General features: G+C 73.5%; 16 protein-coding genes. 8 read left to right on the forward strand and 8 right to left on the reverse strand.

Going from position 1 to position 16959, the window contains the following annotated elements:
* Window positions 1–1112, reverse strand: a 1112-nt coding sequence (locus E1166_RS13370) for an FAD-dependent oxidoreductase (RefSeq protein ID WP_132338870.1), incomplete at its 3' end; no start/stop codon positions are given.
* Window positions 1113–1212: 100 nt separating this feature from the next.
* On the opposite strand from E1166_RS13370, the gene E1166_RS13375 reads away from it, so the two are divergent.
* On the forward strand, window positions 1213–1878 hold the full coding sequence (locus tag E1166_RS13375; RefSeq protein WP_132338872.1) for a TetR/AcrR family transcriptional regulator: 666 nt from the start codon (window positions 1213–1215) through the stop codon (window positions 1876–1878).
* A 77-nt stretch (window positions 1879–1955) separates the two neighbouring features.
* Here the strand turns inward: E1166_RS13375 and E1166_RS13380 are convergent, their stop codons facing one another.
* The 3 genes from E1166_RS13380 to E1166_RS13390 all read right to left on the reverse strand — a co-directional run bounded on the left by E1166_RS13380 (window position 1956) and on the right by E1166_RS13390 (window position 5286).
* Complete coding sequence (locus tag E1166_RS13380) at window positions 1956–2402, reverse strand: hypothetical protein (protein WP_132338874.1); 447 nt, start codon at window positions 2400–2402, stop codon at window positions 1956–1958.
* 111 nt (window positions 2403–2513) lie between these two features.
* Window positions 2514–3359 carry a 3-methyl-2-oxobutanoate hydroxymethyltransferase gene (gene panB, locus E1166_RS13385; RefSeq protein WP_132264971.1) on the reverse strand — a complete coding sequence of 282 codons (846 nt, stop codon included), beginning with the start codon at window positions 3357–3359 and terminating at the stop codon, window positions 2514–2516.
* A gap of 166 nt (window positions 3360–3525) precedes the next feature.
* Complete coding sequence (locus tag E1166_RS13390; protein WP_132338876.1) at window positions 3526–5286, reverse strand: NAD+ synthase; 1761 nt, start codon at window positions 5284–5286, stop codon at window positions 3526–3528.
* Window positions 5287–5500: 214 nt separating this feature from the next.
* On the opposite strand from E1166_RS13390, the gene E1166_RS13395 reads away from it, so the two are divergent.
* The 4 genes from E1166_RS13395 (at window position 5501) to E1166_RS13410 (ending at window position 8555) form a co-directional block, all read left to right on the forward strand.
* Window positions 5501–6850, forward strand: a complete 1350-nt coding sequence (locus E1166_RS13395; protein WP_132264975.1) for a glutamine synthetase family protein — start codon at window positions 5501–5503, stop codon at window positions 6848–6850.
* An 80-nt stretch (window positions 6851–6930) separates the two neighbouring features.
* Window positions 6931–7356, forward strand: coding sequence for a DUF350 domain-containing protein (locus E1166_RS13400; RefSeq protein WP_132338878.1), 426 nt, complete (start codon window positions 6931–6933; stop codon window positions 7354–7356).
* Window positions 7357–7392: 36 nt separating this feature from the next.
* Complete coding sequence (locus E1166_RS13405; protein ID WP_132338880.1) at window positions 7393–8085, forward strand: YafY family protein; 693 nt, start codon at window positions 7393–7395, stop codon at window positions 8083–8085.
* 98 nt (window positions 8086–8183) lie between these two features.
* Window positions 8184–8555 carry a VOC family protein gene (locus tag E1166_RS13410; protein WP_132338882.1) on the forward strand — a complete coding sequence of 124 codons (372 nt, stop codon included), beginning with the start codon at window positions 8184–8186 and terminating at the stop codon, window positions 8553–8555.
* Window positions 8556–8657: 102 nt separating this feature from the next.
* On the opposite strand, the gene E1166_RS13415 is transcribed toward E1166_RS13410, so the two are convergent.
* Both E1166_RS13415 and E1166_RS13420 read right to left on the reverse strand, forming a co-directional pair.
* The gene (locus E1166_RS13415) at window positions 8658–9110 is read right to left on the reverse strand and encodes a hypothetical protein (protein ID WP_132338884.1); all 453 of its coding nucleotides are present in this window, start codon (window positions 9108–9110) and stop codon (window positions 8658–8660) included.
* A 109-nt stretch (window positions 9111–9219) separates the two neighbouring features.
* Window positions 9220–10095, reverse strand: coding sequence for an LD-carboxypeptidase (locus E1166_RS13420; RefSeq protein WP_132338904.1), 876 nt, complete (start codon window positions 10093–10095; stop codon window positions 9220–9222).
* 138 nt (window positions 10096–10233) lie between these two features.
* Between E1166_RS13420 and E1166_RS13425 the strand changes: the two genes are divergently transcribed.
* Both E1166_RS13425 and E1166_RS13430 read left to right on the forward strand, forming a co-directional pair.
* Window positions 10234–11001 carry a type 1 glutamine amidotransferase gene (locus E1166_RS13425; RefSeq protein ID WP_132265913.1) on the forward strand — a complete coding sequence of 256 codons (768 nt, stop codon included), beginning with the start codon at window positions 10234–10236 and terminating at the stop codon, window positions 10999–11001.
* Window position 11002: 1 nt separating this feature from the next.
* Entirely contained in the window at window positions 11003–14023 is a 3021-nt protein-coding gene (locus tag E1166_RS13430; protein ID WP_132338886.1) for a bifunctional [glutamine synthetase] adenylyltransferase/[glutamine synthetase]-adenylyl-L-tyrosine phosphorylase, read from the forward strand.
* A 21-nt stretch (window positions 14024–14044) separates the two neighbouring features.
* Here the strand turns inward: E1166_RS13430 and E1166_RS13435 are convergent, their stop codons facing one another.
* Window positions 14045–15715 (reverse strand): methyltransferase domain-containing protein, encoded by a 1671-nt coding sequence (locus E1166_RS13435; protein WP_132338888.1) that lies wholly within the window; start codon window positions 15713–15715, stop codon window positions 14045–14047.
* Window positions 15716–15805: 90 nt separating this feature from the next.
* On the opposite strand from E1166_RS13435, the gene E1166_RS13440 reads away from it, so the two are divergent.
* A complete protein-coding gene (locus tag E1166_RS13440; protein ID WP_132265907.1) occupies window positions 15806–16420 on the forward strand; it encodes a helix-turn-helix transcriptional regulator in 615 nt (204 codons plus the stop codon).
* Window positions 16421–16447: 27 nt separating this feature from the next.
* Here the strand turns inward: E1166_RS13440 and E1166_RS13445 are convergent, their stop codons facing one another.
* Window positions 16448–16921, reverse strand: coding sequence for a hypothetical protein (locus E1166_RS13445; RefSeq protein WP_132338890.1), 474 nt, complete (start codon window positions 16919–16921; stop codon window positions 16448–16450).
* Window positions 16922–16959 lie beyond the last annotated feature (38 nt).

Raw genomic sequence — 16959 nt, forward strand, 5'->3', positions numbered from 1 at the left:
GGGAGGGTGAGGGCCCGGATGGCCAGGTCGCCGAGCCAGACGTGGAACCGGCTGGGTGGCGCGTACTGGAGCATGCCCCGGCGGGCGTGGGCCTGCCGTCTGGTGACCTCCGGGCGGAGTCCGGCCTCCCAGTCGAGCAGTGCCGAACAGACGTCGTCGCCGTGCCGTTGCAGGGCGGCGCCGAGTTGGTCGGCTCCGGCGAGTGCGAGGGCAGCGCCGTGTCCGGCGAAGAGCGTGACGCACCAGGCCGCGTCACCGAGCAGCACGGTCCGGCCGGTGCTCCACCGAGACATGATCACCTGGCTGACCGCGTCGAAGTAGGCGGCGGCGGGGTTCTGCGCGAGGTGGTGGAGCACGTCGGGCACGCCGCCGCCGAGGTCCCCGAACGCCGTGCCGAGCGCGTCCACCGGTCCGCGCTTGAGTTCGCTGGCCGGGTCGGCGCACCGGTAGGTGAAGAACGCCGATGACCGCTGCGGGCCCAGGTTGACCACCGCGGCGGTGCGTCCCGGGCCGATGAACGTGGTGGCGGACGGCTGCTCCGGCACGTCCGCCACCGGGTGGCTCAGGGGAACGGCGCCCACGATGTACGGCAGGTCGACCTGGTGGTCGGCGCCGAAGCTGGTGGTACGGGTGGCGGAGTGCACGCCGTCGGCGCCGACCAGCAGGTCGGCCTCCTGGGTGGTGCCGTCGCTGAGCATCACCCGTACGCCGTCGGTGTCCTGGTCGATGGCGGTGACGGTGGTGCCGAAGCGGATCTGGGTGCGGTCGTGGGCCGCCGCGTACAGCGTGGCTTCCAGGTCTCCGCGGAACAGCGACACGGCGCGCTCACCGAGGGCGGCCTCGGCGATGGCGGAGGGCACGGTGAGCTTGGCACGTCCGTCGGCGTGGAGCAGCACGGTGGTGAACAGGCCCACGTCGTGGGTGGCCAGCGCGGCGGTCAGGCCGAGACGCTCGGCGGCGTCGTAGCCCGGCCCGAGCAGGTTCACCAGGTAGCCGCTGCTGCGCCGGGCGGGGGCGCGCTCCACCACGGTGGTGTGCCATCCGTCCCGGCCGAGTCGCAGGGCGGTTGCCAGCCCGGCTATCCCCGCGCCGATGATTACTGCCCGCTTCATCCACCGCTCCCGCCACCAAGAATGAACAATTGTTCAAACAGTATGAGCGCATGTTCATACCTGTGCAACGTCGGCCGCGACCAGCGCCTAGACTTCGGACATGCCGCGCGGAGTCGCCATCGCAGAACCCAGGCAGCAACTGTTCGCCGCCCTCGAACGCCTGATCGCGGAAGAAGGGCCGGGCCGGCTCACCAGCCGGGCCGTGACCCGCGAGGCCGGCGTCGCCACCGGCCTGCTGTACGCGCACTTCTCGAACTTTGACGGCTTCCTGGTCGGCTACGCGGTCGACCGGGCCTTCCAGATCTCCAGCCTGGCAACCAACCTGCCGGAACGCGCCGGCTCCGGCACGGTCGCCGGCAATCTGAGCGACGCGGCCCTGGCGCCGCCGCTGGGCATGCTGCTCGCGGTGACCCGGCTGATGGCCTGCCGGCCCGAACTGGCGACAGAAGTCGAAGCGGTACTGGGCGACGGCGCCGCCGGGCTACGAGCGGTCGAACGGGCAACCGCCGACTACCTGACCGCCGAGCGGCAACTCGGCAGGGTGCCGGTGGACACCGACGTGGAGGCGTTGGCTCTGGCGGTGGTCGGCGTACTGCACCACGTCGCGCTCACGGGCGAGACCCAGCCGGCGGCGCAGAGCCGGATCCGGCGGACGATGGCCGCCCTCACCGCAGGCTTCCCCGCCGTCGCCCAGCCAGGGCGGGACCTGACCGTCAGCCCTCGCCACGCCGGACAGTCGTTGCCCACCGGCGACGACCCGCCCTGAAACCCGCGAGGACGAAAAGGAAAACCGCCGGTCACGGCGTACCGGTAGGAGGGCACACCGCGACCGGCGGGTCGGGATCAGAAGTTGATGGCGACGCCGGCCTTCTTGCAGGCGGCGTTGACGTCCTTGCCGGCCTTCTCCAGGGCGGGGCTGTCGGCAGCGGCCACGTCCTCGGCCGCCTTGCCGACCTCCGTGCCGAACGCGATCAGCACGGGGGCCACCGCGCTGCCCGGGCCGGCGGTCGCGGCCGTGTCGGCCATCCCCTTGGCCATGTCGGTGTAGGCCTTCTTCATCACCGCCGTCGCGTCCCCACCCGACGTGACGGCCTGCACGAGAGCCGCCTTCGACTCGTCGCCGATCTTCTTCGCCGCCTCGCAGAGCTTCTTCTCGCTCGCCGGGTCGGCGGCGACGGCGGACGCGGTGGCGGCGGCGGCAGGGGCGTCCGCGACGGACGTGGTGGCGGGCAGCGTGGGCGGGGCCGTCTTCGACGGCTGCTCCCCGCCACACGCCGCCAGCGCCAGCACGGAGACACCGGACAGGACTACAACGGAAAATCGAGAGCGATACACGGACGGACACCCTAGCGGTTTACTCCGGTTGGTGGGTGCCCGCCCGGTTTCACCTGCTCGTCCAGGTCAGAAGGTGTGCTCGGCGGCCGGGAACTGGCCGCCGCGTACCTCCTCGGCGAAGCGGCGGGTCGCGTCCGTCAACGCGCCGGCCAGGTCGGCGTACCGCTTGACGAACCGTGGCGCCCGGCCGGTGCGCAGCCCCGCCATGTCCTGCCAGACCAGCACCTGCGCGTCGGTGTCCGGGCCGGCGCCGATGCCGACGGTCGGGATGTCCAGCTCGGCGGTGATCCGCTTGGCCACCTCGCCCGGCACCATCTCCAGCACCACCGCGAACGCGCCCGCCTCGGCCACCGCCCGGGCGTCGGCGAGCACCTCGTCGGCCGTGTCGCCGCGCCCCTGCACCCGGTAGCCGCCCAGGGTGTGCTCGCTCTGCGGGGTGAAGCCGATGTGCGCCATCACCGGGATACCGGCACCGACCATCGCGGAGATCTGCGCGGCGCACCGCCGCCCACCCTCCAGCTTGACGGCGTGGCAGCCGCCCTCCTTCATGAACCGCACCGCCGTACGCAACGCCTGCGCCGGCCCCTCCTCGTACGAGCCGAACGGCAGATCGCCGACGACCAGCGTCTGCCGGGTCGCCCGCACCACGGCCCGCACCAGCGGCAGCAGCTCCTCGGCGGTCACCGGCAGGGTCGTCTCGTAGCCGAACACGTTGTTCGCCGCCGAGTCGCCGACCAGCAGCACCGGGATGCCGGCGGCGTCGAAGATGCCGGCGGTGTACTGGTCGTACGAGGTGAGCATCGCCCAGCGCTCGCCGCGTTCCTTCGCGGCGATCAGGTCGCGGGTGCGCACCCGCCGGGTCGCCGGACCGCCGTAGAGGGCGGTCACCTCGGTCGGGGTGGACTCCACCATGACTGTCTCCTTTCCTCGAGGCCGCTGACGCGGTCCCCGGGTACCTGCCGCGATCGTCGCACCGGGCGACCCCGTCCGGGCAGGGTGCAGTGCAGGATGTCACTCCGCGTCGGTGCCCGCCCGTCCGGTGGTCGGCTCACGACCACCGGACGGCGGTGAGGTCAGGTCAGCCGTTCTCCCGCCAACGGTTGGTGATCGGCAGCCGGCGGTCTCGCCCGAACGCCTTCATGGAGATCTTCGTGCCCGGGGCGGACTGGCGGCGCTTGTACTCGGCGATGTCCACCAGCCGGAGCACCTTGTCCACCACCGCCGGGTCGTGCCCGGAGGAGACCAGCCCGTCGCGGCCCAGGTCGCCGTCGACGTAGCCGATCAGGATCGGGTCGAGCACGTCGTACTCGGGAAGGTTGTCGCTGTCGAGCTGGCCGGGGCTCAGCTCGGCCGACGGCGGCTTGCCGATGGAGTTCTCCGGGATCGGCGGGGTCTCGCCCCGGGCGGCGGCGTCGGCGTTGCGCCACTTCGCCAGCCGCCAGATCAGCGTCTTCCAGACGTCCTTGACCGGATTGAAGCCGCCGACCGAGTCGCCGTAGAGAGTGGAGTAGCCGACCGCCAGCTCACTCTTGTTGCCGGTGGTGAGGACCAGGTGCCCCTCCTGGTTCGACAGTGCCATCAGGATCACGCCGCGCACCCGGGCCTGGAGGTTCTCCACCGCCACCCCGGACAGCGACAGGTTGGCCAGGAAGGCGTCCACCATCGGCTGGATCGGCTCGATCCGGTAGTCCAGCCCGGTCCGCTTGGCCAGCTCCTCCGCGTCGGCGCGGGAGTGCTCCGAGGAGTACTGGCTGGGCAGGGAGACCCCGACCACCCGGTCCGGCCCGAGCGCGTCGACGGCGAGCGCCGCCACCACCGCCGAGTCGATGCCGCCGGAGAGGCCGAGCACCACCGAGGGGAAGCGGTTCTTGTTGACGTAGTCGCGCAGGCCGAGCACCAGTGCCTGCCAGACCTCGGCCTCGTCGGCGACCGGGGCCATCGTCCCGCCGTCGGCCGCCGGGCCCGCCGGGGCCGGCGGGATCGCCGCGACGGTACGCCGCAGCACCCGCATCCCGTCGGCCAACTCCTCGGCCTCCGGGCCGGGCGGGCCCGCCTCGGGCACCTCGACGTCATGCACCAACAGGTGCTCGACGAACTGCGGGGCGCGGGCCAGCAGCCGGCCGTCGGCGGCCACGATCATCGAGTCGCCCTCGAAGACCAGCTCGTCCTGCCCGCCGATCATGTTCACGTACGCGATGGTGGCGTCGGCCTCCGCGGCCCGGCGGCGGACCAGCGGCAGCCGGATGTCGTCCTTGTTCAGCTCGTACGGCGAACCGTTGATGTTGACCACCAGCCCGACGCCGGCCTGCCGGGCCACCGCGAACGGGCCGCCGGCCTGCCAGAGGTCCTCGCAGATGGTCAACGCGACGTCCACGCCGCCGACGCGCACCACGGTCAACGTGTCGCCGGGGACGAAGTAGCGGTCCTCGTCGAAGACGCCGTAGTTGGGCAGGTGGTGCTTGAAGTAGCGGGCCACCACCGTGCCGCCGTGCAGCAGCGCGGCGGCGTTGCGGGCACCCCGGCCGGGCTGGGCGTCCCCGGAGACCTGCGGCGGGCCGTCGGCGTCGAGATAGCCGACCACCACCGGCAGGTCGCCCAGACCGTCGGCGGCCAGGTCGGCGGCGAGCTGGTCCAGTGCGGCCTTCGACGCCGCCACGAACGAGCGGCGGAAGACCAGATCCTCGACCGGGTAGCCGGTGAGCATCATCTCCGGGAAGGCGACGAGCTGGGCGCCGGCGTCGGCGGCCTTACGGGTCCCGGCGCGGACCAGCGCGGCGTTTCCGGCGAGGTCCCCGACGGTCGGGTTGACCTGGGACAGGGCGAGACGCAGGGTGGGCATGTGTTCATCTTGCCCCAGCCGGCCCGCGCCAATCCGCAGCGTCGGACGAGACGGCGGCCACCCGACGGGGGGCGGGTCCGCCGGGCGTGATCCGCCGGCCGGGACACCGCAGGACGCGCGCCGGCAGGTCGCGTAACGTCTGCTTAACCAGACCGGTGCAGACTGGGCGATCAGGCCGGGCCGGCCCCGGACGTAGTCGTGAGAGGTTGGGGAAGTGGACCGTCAGCAGGAGTTCGTCCTCCGTACGCTGGAAGAGCGGGACATCCGGTTCGTCCGGCTGTGGTTCACCGACGTGCTCGGCACGCTCAAGAGCGTGTCGGTGGCGCCCGCCGAGCTGGAGGCGGCCTTCGAGGAGGGCATCGGTTTCGACGGCTCGGCCATCGAGGGCTTCGCCCGGGTCTTCGAGTCCGACATGGTCGCCATGCCCGACCCGACCACCTTCCAGGTCTTCCCCTTCGAGGGCGGCGTCAGCGGCGAGAGCGCCCGGATGTTCTGCGACATCCTGCTGCCCGACGGCAGCCCGTCCTGGGCCGACCCGCGGCACGTGCTGCGCCGGATGCTCTCCAAGGCCGCCGAGAAGGGCTTCACCTTCTACACCCACCCCGAGATCGAGTTCTTCCTGCTGGAGAACGGCCCGATGGACGGCTCGGTGCCGGTGCCGGTCGACACCGGTGGGTACTTCGAGCACACCACGCACGCCGTGGCGCGGGACTTCCGCCGCCAGGCGGTGCTGGCCCTGGAGCGGATCGGCATCTCGGTCGAGTTCAGCCACCACGAGGTCGCCCCCGGCCAGCAGGAGATCGACCTGCGCTACGCCGACGCGCTGACCACCGCCGACAACGTGATGACCTTCCGGCACGTGGTCAAGGAGGTGGCGCTCTCCACCGGGGTGCAGGCCACCTTCATGCCGAAGCCGTTCACCGACCAGCCGGGCAGCGGCATGCACACCCACCTGTCGCTGTTCGAGGGGGAGCGCAACGCGTTCCACGACGCCGGCGACCCGATGAAGCTCTCCAAGGTGGCCAAGTCGTTCATCGCGGGGCTGCTCGCCCACGCCCGCGAGTACACCGCCGTGACCAACCAGTGGGTCAACTCGTACAAGCGGCTCTTCCCGCAGGCGCTGCCGGACCGGATCACCGAGAGCCCGGCGTACGTCTGCTGGGGGCACCTGAACCGCTCGGCGCTGGTGCGGGTGCCCGCGTACGGCAAGCCGAACTCGGCCCGGGTGGAGGTCCGCTCGCTGGACTCGGCGACCAACCCCTACCTGGCCTTCGCGGTGATGCTCGGCGCCGGCCTCAAGGGCATCGAGGAGGGCTACGAGCTGCCGCCGGGCGCCGAGGACGACGTCTGGTCGCTGTCCAGCGCCGAGCGCCGGGCCATGGGGTACGAGGCCCTGCCGGAGAACCTGGCCGAGGCGATCGACGTGATGGCCGAGTCCGAACTGGTCGCCGAGGTGCTCGGCGAGCACGTCTTCGACTTCTTCCTGCGCAACAAGCGCGCCGAGTGGGAGCAGTACCGCCGCGAGGTCACCCCGTACGAGCGGCAACGCTACCTCTCGCTCTAGATCATCCTTGCGTCGGAGGACTATCGTCTCGTTCACCGTGCCGGCACCCCGCCGGCCGGTGGACGGGCGGAGGCGGTCAGGTGCTGGAGGATCTGCTCAGCGGAGCGTGGCAGAGCGTGGTCTACGGGGTCGTCGGGGTGATCCTGATGGCCGCCGGGTTCCTGCTGGTGGACGTGCTGACCCCGGGGAAGCTGCGCGAGCTGATCTGGGTGCGGCGCAACGGCAACGCGGCGCTGCTGCTGGCCGCCAACCAGCTCGGCATCGCCGGGATCGTCTTCACGGCGATCCTCACCAGTTACAGCGACTTCGCCAAGGGGCTCGCCTCCACGGTGATCTTCGGGCTGGTCGGCCTACTGATCATGGCGTTGGCGTTCTTCGTGCTCGACCTGCTCACCCCCGGGCGGCTCGGCGAGATCATCTGCTCGGACGAGCCGCACCCGGCGGCCTGGGTCAGTGCCGCCACGCACTTCGGTGCCGCGCTGATCGTCTGCGCCTGCATCGCCTGACGCCGGCTGTCGTACCCCGGGTCTAGCCTGCCCGGGGTGAACCGGACCGACCGTCTCTACGCCCTGGTGGAGGAGCTGCGGGCGGTGTCGCCCCGGCCGCGCAGCGCCCGCTGGCTGGCCGCGCGTTTCGAGGTGAGCACCCGCACCATCGAGCGGGACATCGCCGCCCTGCAGGCCGGCGGTGTGCCGATCTGGGCCGAGCCCGGCCGCACCGGCGGCTACGTCGTCGACCGTGCCCGTACCCTGCCGCCGGTCAACCTCACTGCCGGTGAGACGGTGGCGATGGCCCTCGCGCTGCACCGCCTCGGCGGCACCCCGTTCGCCGCGGCCGGCGCCAGCGCGCTGCGCAAGCTGCTCGCGGTGTTGCCGCCCGCCGACGCGGCCGAGGCGCACCGGCTCGCCGGCCGGGTCCATCTGGTCGGCGGCGGGCCGGCCACGCCCGTCCCGGCCGCCGTCGCCGACGCGGTCACCGCGCGCCGCGTGCTGCGCCTGCGGTACGCCGATCGTGCCGGCACCGACTCGGTGCGCGAGGTCGAGCCACTGGGCTATCTCGGCAACCCCACGCACTGGTACCTGCTCGCCTGGTGCCGGCTGCGCGACGCGCTGCGCTGCTTCCGTACCGACCGGATCCTGGCCGTGACGCCGCTTCCGGAGCCGGTCACCCGCCGGTGGCGCCCGGCGGACCTGGACATCCCCACCGAGCGGGTCCGGTCGCTGAACCTGCTCTGACATCCGCCGGTAAACACCGACAGGACGGTGTCGCCGACCACCCCGAGGCTGTCTGACGACGCCGGCCGCCCGGCCGGTGCCCAGACAGGAGGTCGCACATGTCCACCACGCCCGTCACCTGGTTCGAGATCGGCACCGACCGCGCGGACGAGGCGGAGCGCTTCTACGGTGAGTTGTTCGGCTGGACGTTCGAGGAGCAGGGCGCGCCGGGCCGGTCGTACCGGGTGACCGGGGCCGGTGGCAAGCAGGGGATCGGCGGGGCGATCCGGGCCACCGAGGACGGCTCGCCGAACTACGCGGTGTTCTACGCGGAGGTGGCCGACGTGGCGGAAACCTGCCGCCGGGCCGAGGCGGCCGGTGGGAAGGTGCTGATGCCGGTGCGCACGGCGCCGAGCGGGCTCCGCTTCGCGCACCTGCTCGACCCGGCCGGCAACCATCTCGGCGTCTTCACCCCGCCGGTAACCGCCTGACCGGCAGTGACCGGCCACCTTGCCGGCCCCGAGTCCGGTCAGCCGAGGGGGCGTCCGGTCCCGCCGCAGGGGCGGGACCGGACGCGAGGGAGGGGAGGGAGATTACTTGCCGGCGAGGCCCCGGCCGCCCGGACCGTGACCGCCGCCGCCGGGGAAGACGCCTGCCTCGACGGCCTTGGTGATCGCGTCGGCCTGCTCCTGGGTCAGCTTGCCGTCCTTGACAGCCTGGGCGAGCCGCTCCTTGAGCCTGGCCTGCCGCTCCTCGGCGGAGGGGCGTTGCGGCCGGTCCGCCTTGTGCTGCTCGCGGAGCTTCTCCAACGCGGCGGTCACCTTCTCGGTCGGCACGCCCAGTTCCTTGGCCAGCGCCTCGGCAAACTCGGCCTGCCGCTGCGCCCGGCGCTCCTGCCGGCCGCTGTCCTTCTCGCCGCTGCTGGCGCTCGGCGACGGCGTCGGGTTCTCCGCGAACGCCACGGTCGGCACGGCGATGCCCACGCCGAGCACGCCAGCGGCGGCCAGCCCGGCCAGCAGGTGTTTCTTCGAGATCGTGCGGGCCATCCGGTTCCTCCATGTGATCGGTGTGCGATGCCGTGACCGACAGTGACTCCGCTTGCTGAGCTGTGCCCGTGCCCACCCTGTCACCCAGCTGAGAATCCACCCAGGGGCGTCAGTGGACGGCGGGGGAGACGGTGAGGGTGCCGGCATCGGCGTCCAGGACGGCCGGGGTGCCGACGGGGACGGTGAGCTGGCCCAGGCCGTGACCGATCGGCAGGCCGCCGAGGACCGGGACACCCAGGTCGCCCAGGCGCTCGGTCAACACGTCGACGACCGTGGTGTCCCAGCCGTCGGCGCAGTCGGTGAACTGGCCGACCGCCACCCCGGCGATCCCGTCCAGCGCGCCGGCCCGGCGCAGCTGGGTGAGCATCCGGTCGATTTTGTACGGCGGCTCCTGCACCTCCTCCAGCAGCAGCACCGCGCCGCGCAGGTCGGGCATGTCACGGGTGCCGATCGAGGCGGTGATCAGGCAGAGGTTGCCGCCGAGCAGCGTCCCCTCCGCCCGCCCGGGCACCCGTACCCGGTAGGTCTCCTCCCCGGCGACCGCGCCGACCGTCACCGGACTCGTGGTCATCAGCGCGGCGTGCAGGGACTCCGCCGAACGCAGCGGGGTGCGGTCGTCCCGCCAGGCCGCTCCCGGCCCGTGCACGCCGGCCAGCCGGGCGCCCCGCCAGAGCGCGAACTGCAGGGCGGTGATGTCGGAGAAACCAGCCACGACCTTCGGGTCCCGGCGTACCGCGGCCATGTCGATCAGGTCGACCACCCGCTGCGCGCCGTAGCCGCCCCGGGTGCAGATCACCCCGCGTACCCGTGGATCGGCGAACGCGGTGTTCAGGTCGGCGGCACGCAGGCCGTCGTCGCCGGCCAGGTAGCCGCGCCGGGCGTACGCGTTCGGGGCGGGCACCGGACGCAGCCCCCAGCCGGTCAGCAACTCGACCCCCCGGGCCACCCGCTCGGGGCGGGTCGGCCCGGAGGGCGAGACGAGCATCACCGTGTCACCGGGACGCAGCACCGGTGGGCGTACGCAGTCGACGGGCACAGCGGCAGAGCCTAACCGGGTACGGCGCGCACCGGTCGGCGTACTGCGCGGCGCACCCGTGCGGGGCCACCGGATAGCCTCGACATCGTGGCGACCGCGTTGGTGATCGAGAACGACCCGGCCGACGACCTCCGCCGGCTGGGGGAGTGGCTGACCGAGGGCGGGTTGGAGCTGCGGGTGCTGCGCCCGTACGCCGGCGACGAACTCCCCGCCGACCTGACCGGGTACGCCGCCCTGGTGGTGCTCGGTGGCGAACCACAGGCGCACCCGCTGCCGGACGGCACCCCGGGCGCACCCTGGTTCCCCGCGGTGGAAGGGCTGCTGCGCAAGGCCGTCCGGCACCGGGTGCCCACCCTCGGCGTCTGCCTCGGTGGGCAACTGCTGGCCACCGCGCACGCCGGCCAGGTCGAGCGCAGCTCCGCCGGCCCGGAGATCGGCCCCGGTGTCGTCGGCAAGCGGGACGCCGCCGACAACGACCCGCTCTTCCGGTACGTGCCGCTGATTCCCGACGTGCTGCAGTGGCACGTCGACGAGATCACCGAGCTGCCCCGGGGGGCGACCCTGCTGGCCGCCTCCACCCGCTACCCGCACCAGGCGTTCCGCCTCGGCGACCGGGCCTGGGGTCTGCAGTTCCACATCGAGTGCGACACCGCGATGATCGCCGACTGGGCCCGCGACTCGACGCTCCTGGCGGAGCTGGGCTACGACCCGGAGCTGGTGGTGGCGGCCTGCGACCGGGTGATGGCCGACGTCGAGGAGGTCTGGCAGCCGTTCGCGATCCGGTTCGCCGCCCTGGCGCTGGGTGAGCTGGACGACGTCACCGTCCGCCCCCAGCTGCCCCTGCTCGGGCACTGACATGGCCCGACCGACCAGGGGGCGGCTGGCCCGGTACGGGTTCGCCGAGGGCGACGGCGGGGCGCGGGCGGCGGACCTGCTCGGCCCCGACGGGCTCGGGCTGTGGCGCACCGACGAGCAGGAACCGGTCGACGAGCCGGCCGCCGAGCTGCTTGCCGCGTTGTCCCGGGCCGCCGACCCCGATCTGGCGTTGCGTCAGCTGCACCGGATGGTCGAGGCGGAACGACGGGCCGGCGTGGCACCGGAGCACGACGAGCCGGCGCTGCTGGACGCGCTGTACGCCGACCCGGGTCTGCGCCGCCGTCTGCTCGCCGTGCTCGGCGCCTCGTCGGCGCTCGGCGACCACCTGGTGGCCAACCCACGGCAGTGGACGGTGCTGGCCACCGCCCCGGACGGGCTGGCCCCGGTCGCGCAGGGGCGGCTCGACCTCGACCTCGCCGGGCGGCTCACCGCGTCCACCCAGCCGGTGGCGGTGCTGCGGCAGGCGTACCGGCTGGCGCTGCTGCGGATCGCGGCGGCCGACCTGACCGGTGGGCGGGGCCTGGAGCAGACCATGGCGGCGCTCTCCGCGCTGGCCGACGCCACCCTCGCCGCCGCGTACGGCATCGCGGTCGCCGAACTGCCCGAGGGCACGCCCCGACCGTCGCTGGCGGTGGTGGCGATGGGCAAGTGCGGCGGCGACGAGCTGAACTACGTCTCCGACGTCGACGTGATCTTTGTGGCCGCCGACGACGCCGACCTGGCCGTGGCCACCCGGGTCGCCGCCCGACTGATCGGCGTGTGCGGGCTGGTCGCCTGGCCGGTGGACGCCGCGCTGCGCCCGGAGGGCAACCGCGGCCCGCTGGTGCGCACCCTCGCCAGTCACCTCGCCTACTACCAGCGTTGGGCCCGCACCTGGGAGTTCCAGGCGTTGCTGAAGGCCCGGCCGGCCGCCGGTGACCTCGACCTGGCCCGGGAGTGGATCGACGCGTTGGCTCCGCTGGTCTGGCGGGCCGCCGAGCGGCCCGAGGCGGTCGAGGACGTCCGCGCCATGCGGCGCAAGATCATCGACAACATCCCGCCGAAGGAGCTGGAACGCGAGATCAAACGCGGCCCCGGCGGGCTGCGCGACATCGAGTTCGCCGTCCAGCTGCTGCAACTGGTGCACGGCCGGGGTGACGAGTCGCTGCGGGTCGCCGGCACCGTGCCGGCGCTGCGCGCCCTGGTGGCGGGCGGTTACGTCGGGCGGGCCGACGGGGAGGCGCTGCTGCGCGGGTACCGGTTCCTGCGCGGCGTCGAGCACCGCCTCCAGCTCCAGGGACTGCGCCGGACCCACACCGTGCCGACCGAGCCGGCGGCGCTGCGCTGGCTCGCCGCCGCGCTCGGGTACACCGCCACGCCGGGCCGCAGCGCCGTGGAGAGCTTCCGCGCCGACTGGGTCGCGCACGCCACCGAGGTACGCCGGCTGCACGCCAAGCTGCTCTACCGGCCGCTGCTGGAGTCGGTGGCCCGGGTGCCGGCCGACGGGCTGCGGCTGACCCCGGAGGCGGCCCGGCACCGGCTGGAGATCCTCGGGTTCGCCGATCCGGTCGGGGCGCTGCGTCACCTCCAGGCCCTCACCGGCGGGGTCAGCCGTACCGCCGCCATCCAACGCACCCTGCTGCCGGTGCTGCTCAGCGAGTTCGCCGACGCCCCCGAACCGGACCGGGGCCTGCTCAACTACCGGCAGGTCTCCGACAAGCTCGGTTCCACCCCCTGGTACCTGCGGGTGTTGCGGGACTCCGGCCCGGTGGCCCGCCGGCTGGCCCGGGTGCTCTCCTCCTCCCGGTACGCCGCCGACCTGCTGGCTCGGGAACCGGAGGCGCTGCGGCTGCTGGCCGAGGAGAACGAGCTGGTGCCGCGCCCCCGGGAGGTGCTCTGCGAGGGGTTCGCGGCCGCCGCCGCCCGGCACGACGACCCGGTCGAGGCCACTCGCGCGATCCGTGCCCTGCGCCGCCGGGAACTGGTCCGGATCGCCTGCGCCGACGTGCTCAGCCGGGCCGGCGGGCTCGCCCCCCGCCCCGAGCGCGGTTCGCCGGTGACACGGCTGTCCGACGTGACCGCCGTGGGCGCCGCGCTGGCCGATGTCACCGACGCCACCCTGGCCGCCGCGCTGCGGGCCGCCCGGGCCGCCCATCCCGCACTGCCCGGCCTGCGTTTCGCGGTGATCGGCATGGGCCGTCTCGGCGGGTACGAGTCCAACTACCTGTCCGACGCCGACGTGCTCTTCGTCTACGACCCGCCCGCCGGGGCGGACGAGAGCGCGGCGAGCGCCGCCGCGCACGGCATCGCCGAGGAGCTGCGCCGGTTGCTCGGCATGCCCGCTCCCGACCCGCCGCTCGGCGTCGACGCCGACCTGCGGCCCGAGGGCCGGCAGGGGCCGCTGGTGCGCAGCCTGGCCGCGTACGCCCAGTACTACGCCCGTTGGTCGAAGGTGTGGGAGGCGCAGGCGTTGCTGCGGTCCCGGTTCGTCTGCGGTGACGCCGACCTGGGTGCGGAGTTCGAGGCGATGGTCGACCCGATCCGCTACCCGGCCGGCGGCCTGACCCGCGAGCAGGTGGTCGAGATTCGCCGGATCAAGGCCCGGGTGGAGACCGAGCGGCTGCCCCGGGGCGCCGACCCGGCCACCCACACCAAGCTCGGCCGGGGTGGCCTGGCCGACGTCGAGTGGGCGGTGCAGCTGCTGCAACTCCGGTACGCCGGGGCGCATCCGCGGCTGCGTGACACGCGTACCCTCGACGCGCTCGCGGCGGCCCGCGACGCCGGTCTGCTCGACCCGACCGACGCCGTGGAGCTGGCCGCCGGCTGGACCCTGGCCGCGCAGGTCCGCAACGCGCTGATGCTGGTCCGGGGCCGGGCCGGCGACCAGCTGCCCCGGCACGGGGTGGAGCTGGCCGGGGTGGTGCGGCTGCTCGGCCACGACGACCCCGGCGAGTTCCTCGACGAGTACCTGCGCACCGGCCGCCGCTGCCGGGCGGCGATGCGGCGGGTCATGGAGTCCTGACCCGCCGCCCGGGGCAGCGGCTCAGCGGCGGCGGACCAGCACCAGGTGGTCGACCAGGCTGGCCGGTTGCCCGTCCGGCCCGGTCACCTCCCGCACCGGCGCGTCCAGCCGTTCGGTGTGCCAGCCGTCCGGGTCCAGGTCGAGCGTGGCCAGGGTTTCCTGCGGGGTGGCGAACCGCACGTGCGGCGGGATCGTCCGGGACCACGGCGGCGGGGCGCCGTGCTCGACGATCAGGAGTCGGCCGCCCGGCGCCACCGCCCGCGCCGCGGCCCGCAGCACCTCGGCCCGGGGGAACTCGATCATCGACTGGAGGAACTGGGCGGAGACCAGGTCGTAGCTGCCCGTCGGGAACGTCCGGGCCAGGTCGTGCCGCCGGAAGTCGATCCGGTCGACCACCCCGGCCGCCGCGGCCTCGGCCGCCGCCCGGTCCAGCGCGGTACGGGAGACGTCGACCGCGGTCACCCGCCAGCCCTGCCGGGCCAGCCAGATCGCGTCGGCGCCCTCCCCGCACCCCAGGTCCAGCGCGGTGCCGGCCGGCAGCGCCTCGGCGACCTCGACCAGCCGGGCGTTGGGCCGGCCGCTCCACCGCCGTTCCCGCTCGGCGTAGAGCGCGTCCCAGTGCCGGGCGGTCTCCGCGTCGACCGGTCCGTCCGCCGGGGTAGCCGGGTCGTCGGCCGCCTCGGCGCTCCCTCCGCCGTCCGTCCCCTCGGCGGTAGACCGGGCGGCCGTGGCCGCGCGGCGGGCGGCGACCGCCCGGTCGGTCTCCTCGCTGACCAGTTCGGCGTTGAGCGCCGCGCCGGCCTGCATACCCGCTGCAATGGCGACGGGCACGGTGGCCATCGGGTTGGTCACGTTGCCCGCCACCCGTACCCCCGGCACGGTCGTCGCGCCCTGTGGATCGGCCGGCACGTGGTCGCCGATGACCGCGCCGGCCACCACGAACTCCTCGGCCGGCAGGCCGAGCCCGGCGAGCAGGTCGGCGCGGGCCCGCACCCGGGGCGCCACCACCAGCGCCTGCCGGGACACCACCGCGCCGCAGGCGAGCTGCACGCCGGTGAGCCGGTCGTCGGTCACCACGACCGCCGTCACCTCGCCCTCGACGACCCGTACGCCCCGTGCGGCGAGCTGCTCCGCCTGCTCGGGCGTCAGCGCCGGCCCGGTGTGCGTGAACAGCACCACGTCGTCGGTGAGCTGGCGGAACAGCAGAGCCTGGTGGACGGCGGTGGGACCGCTGGCGAGCACGCCGACGGCCTGGTCGCGGACCTCCCACCCGTGGCAGTACGGGCAGTGCAGCACGTCCCGGCCCCACCGCCCGGCGAGCCCGGCGACCTCGGGCAGTTCGTCAACCAGCCCGGTGGTCACCAGCAGCCGGCGTGCGAGCACCCGCCGTCCGTCGGTCAGCGTCACGTCGAACCGGAGGCCGTCCGGGGCGTCCGACCGGTGGGCGGTGGCCACCGTGGCGTCGATCACCTCGACGCCGTACCGGGCCAGTTCGGCGCGGCCCCTCGCGTACAGCTCGGCCGGGGGCACCCCGTCGTTGGTCAGCAGGTTGTGCACCTGCGGGGAGGGGGCGTTGCGGGGTGCGCCGCCGTCCACCACCAGCACGGACCGGCGCGAGCGTCCCAGCGCCAGGGCTCCGCTCAGCCCGGCGGCTCCGCCGCCAACCACCACCACGTCGTACAGGTCTGTCATCGTCGTCTCCACTTCCGTTCGGTGCTCCGGATCGTCCGGGTCGCCGGACCGTGGTGACAAGAAATGTTGCCGGGATGGCAAACTCGCGGGATGACGGAGGACGCTTTCCCCGCTTTGCCCGGCCCGGATGCCCCGGACGAGGTCCTGACGGCGGTCGGGCCACGGCTGCGGGCGCTGCGCCAGCAGCGGAACGTGACCCTGGCCCAGCTTGCCGCCGCCACCGGGATCTCGGTCAGCACCCTGTCGAGGCTGGAGTCCGGGGGCCGCCGGCCCACCCTGGAGCTGCTGTTGGCGCTGGCCCGGTTCCATCGGGTGCCACTGGACGACCTGGTGGGCGCGCCGGAGACCGGGGATCCCCGGGTCCGGCCCCGGCCGGTGCGCCGGGGCCAGGTGACCATCCTGCCGCTGACCCGCCGCCCCGGCGGCGTCCAGGCGTACAAGATGATCTACCCGCCTCGGTCGGCCACCCGGGAGCCGGAACAGCAGGTCCACGAGGGGTACGAATGGTTCTACGTGCTCTCCGGCCGGTGCCGGTTGCTGCTCGGCCGGCACGAGCTGACCCTCGAAGAGGGGGAGGTGGCCGAATTCGACACCCGCACCCCGCACTGGTTCGGCAACCCGTTCGACACCCCGCTGGAGATCCTCAGCCTGTTCGGTCCGCAGGGGGAACGGCTGCACGTCCGCGCCCGCTCGTCGCCCGCCTGATCGCCGCCACCCGGCGCCCGCTGGTGGTCAGCCGGAACGCCGGATCCTCCAGCAGTACCAGGCGAAGAACACGGTGACGACACCGATGCCGATGTCGAACAACGATGTCGTGGCACCGAGCGCATCCCAGCGGTCGCGAAAGGCGAACGTCACCATCAGCAGCACCAGTTGCGATGCCGCAGCGACCACCGCGACCCACGCCGCCCAACGGTCGAGCGCCAGGAGCAGAATCGGGGCGGCCAGCCCGCCCACGACATTGACGGTCCAGACGATCCGAAGCGACAGCGGATAGTCGGCGAAGTACGCCACGCCGTCCGGCCCGAACTGCCGGAGCATGTACTCGGTGTCGTCCGCGAGGATGAGAAGAAAGTCACGGGCTCCACCGACGTAGAGCGCAAAGGTCACGACGGCGAACGCCCACAGGTGCCACGGTCTGCGGCGCTCACGGCCGCCTTCCGGAACGGTCAAGGCTCGGTCCCCCTCAGCAGGCGTCATCGTCATCGGTCATTGTGTCAGTGTGATCGATGTCCCGTTGGTGG

Origin of the sequence: Micromonospora sp. KC213 (assembly GCF_004348325.1) — a bacterium.
Taxonomy (GTDB): Bacteria; Actinomycetota; Actinomycetes; order Mycobacteriales; family Micromonosporaceae; genus Micromonospora.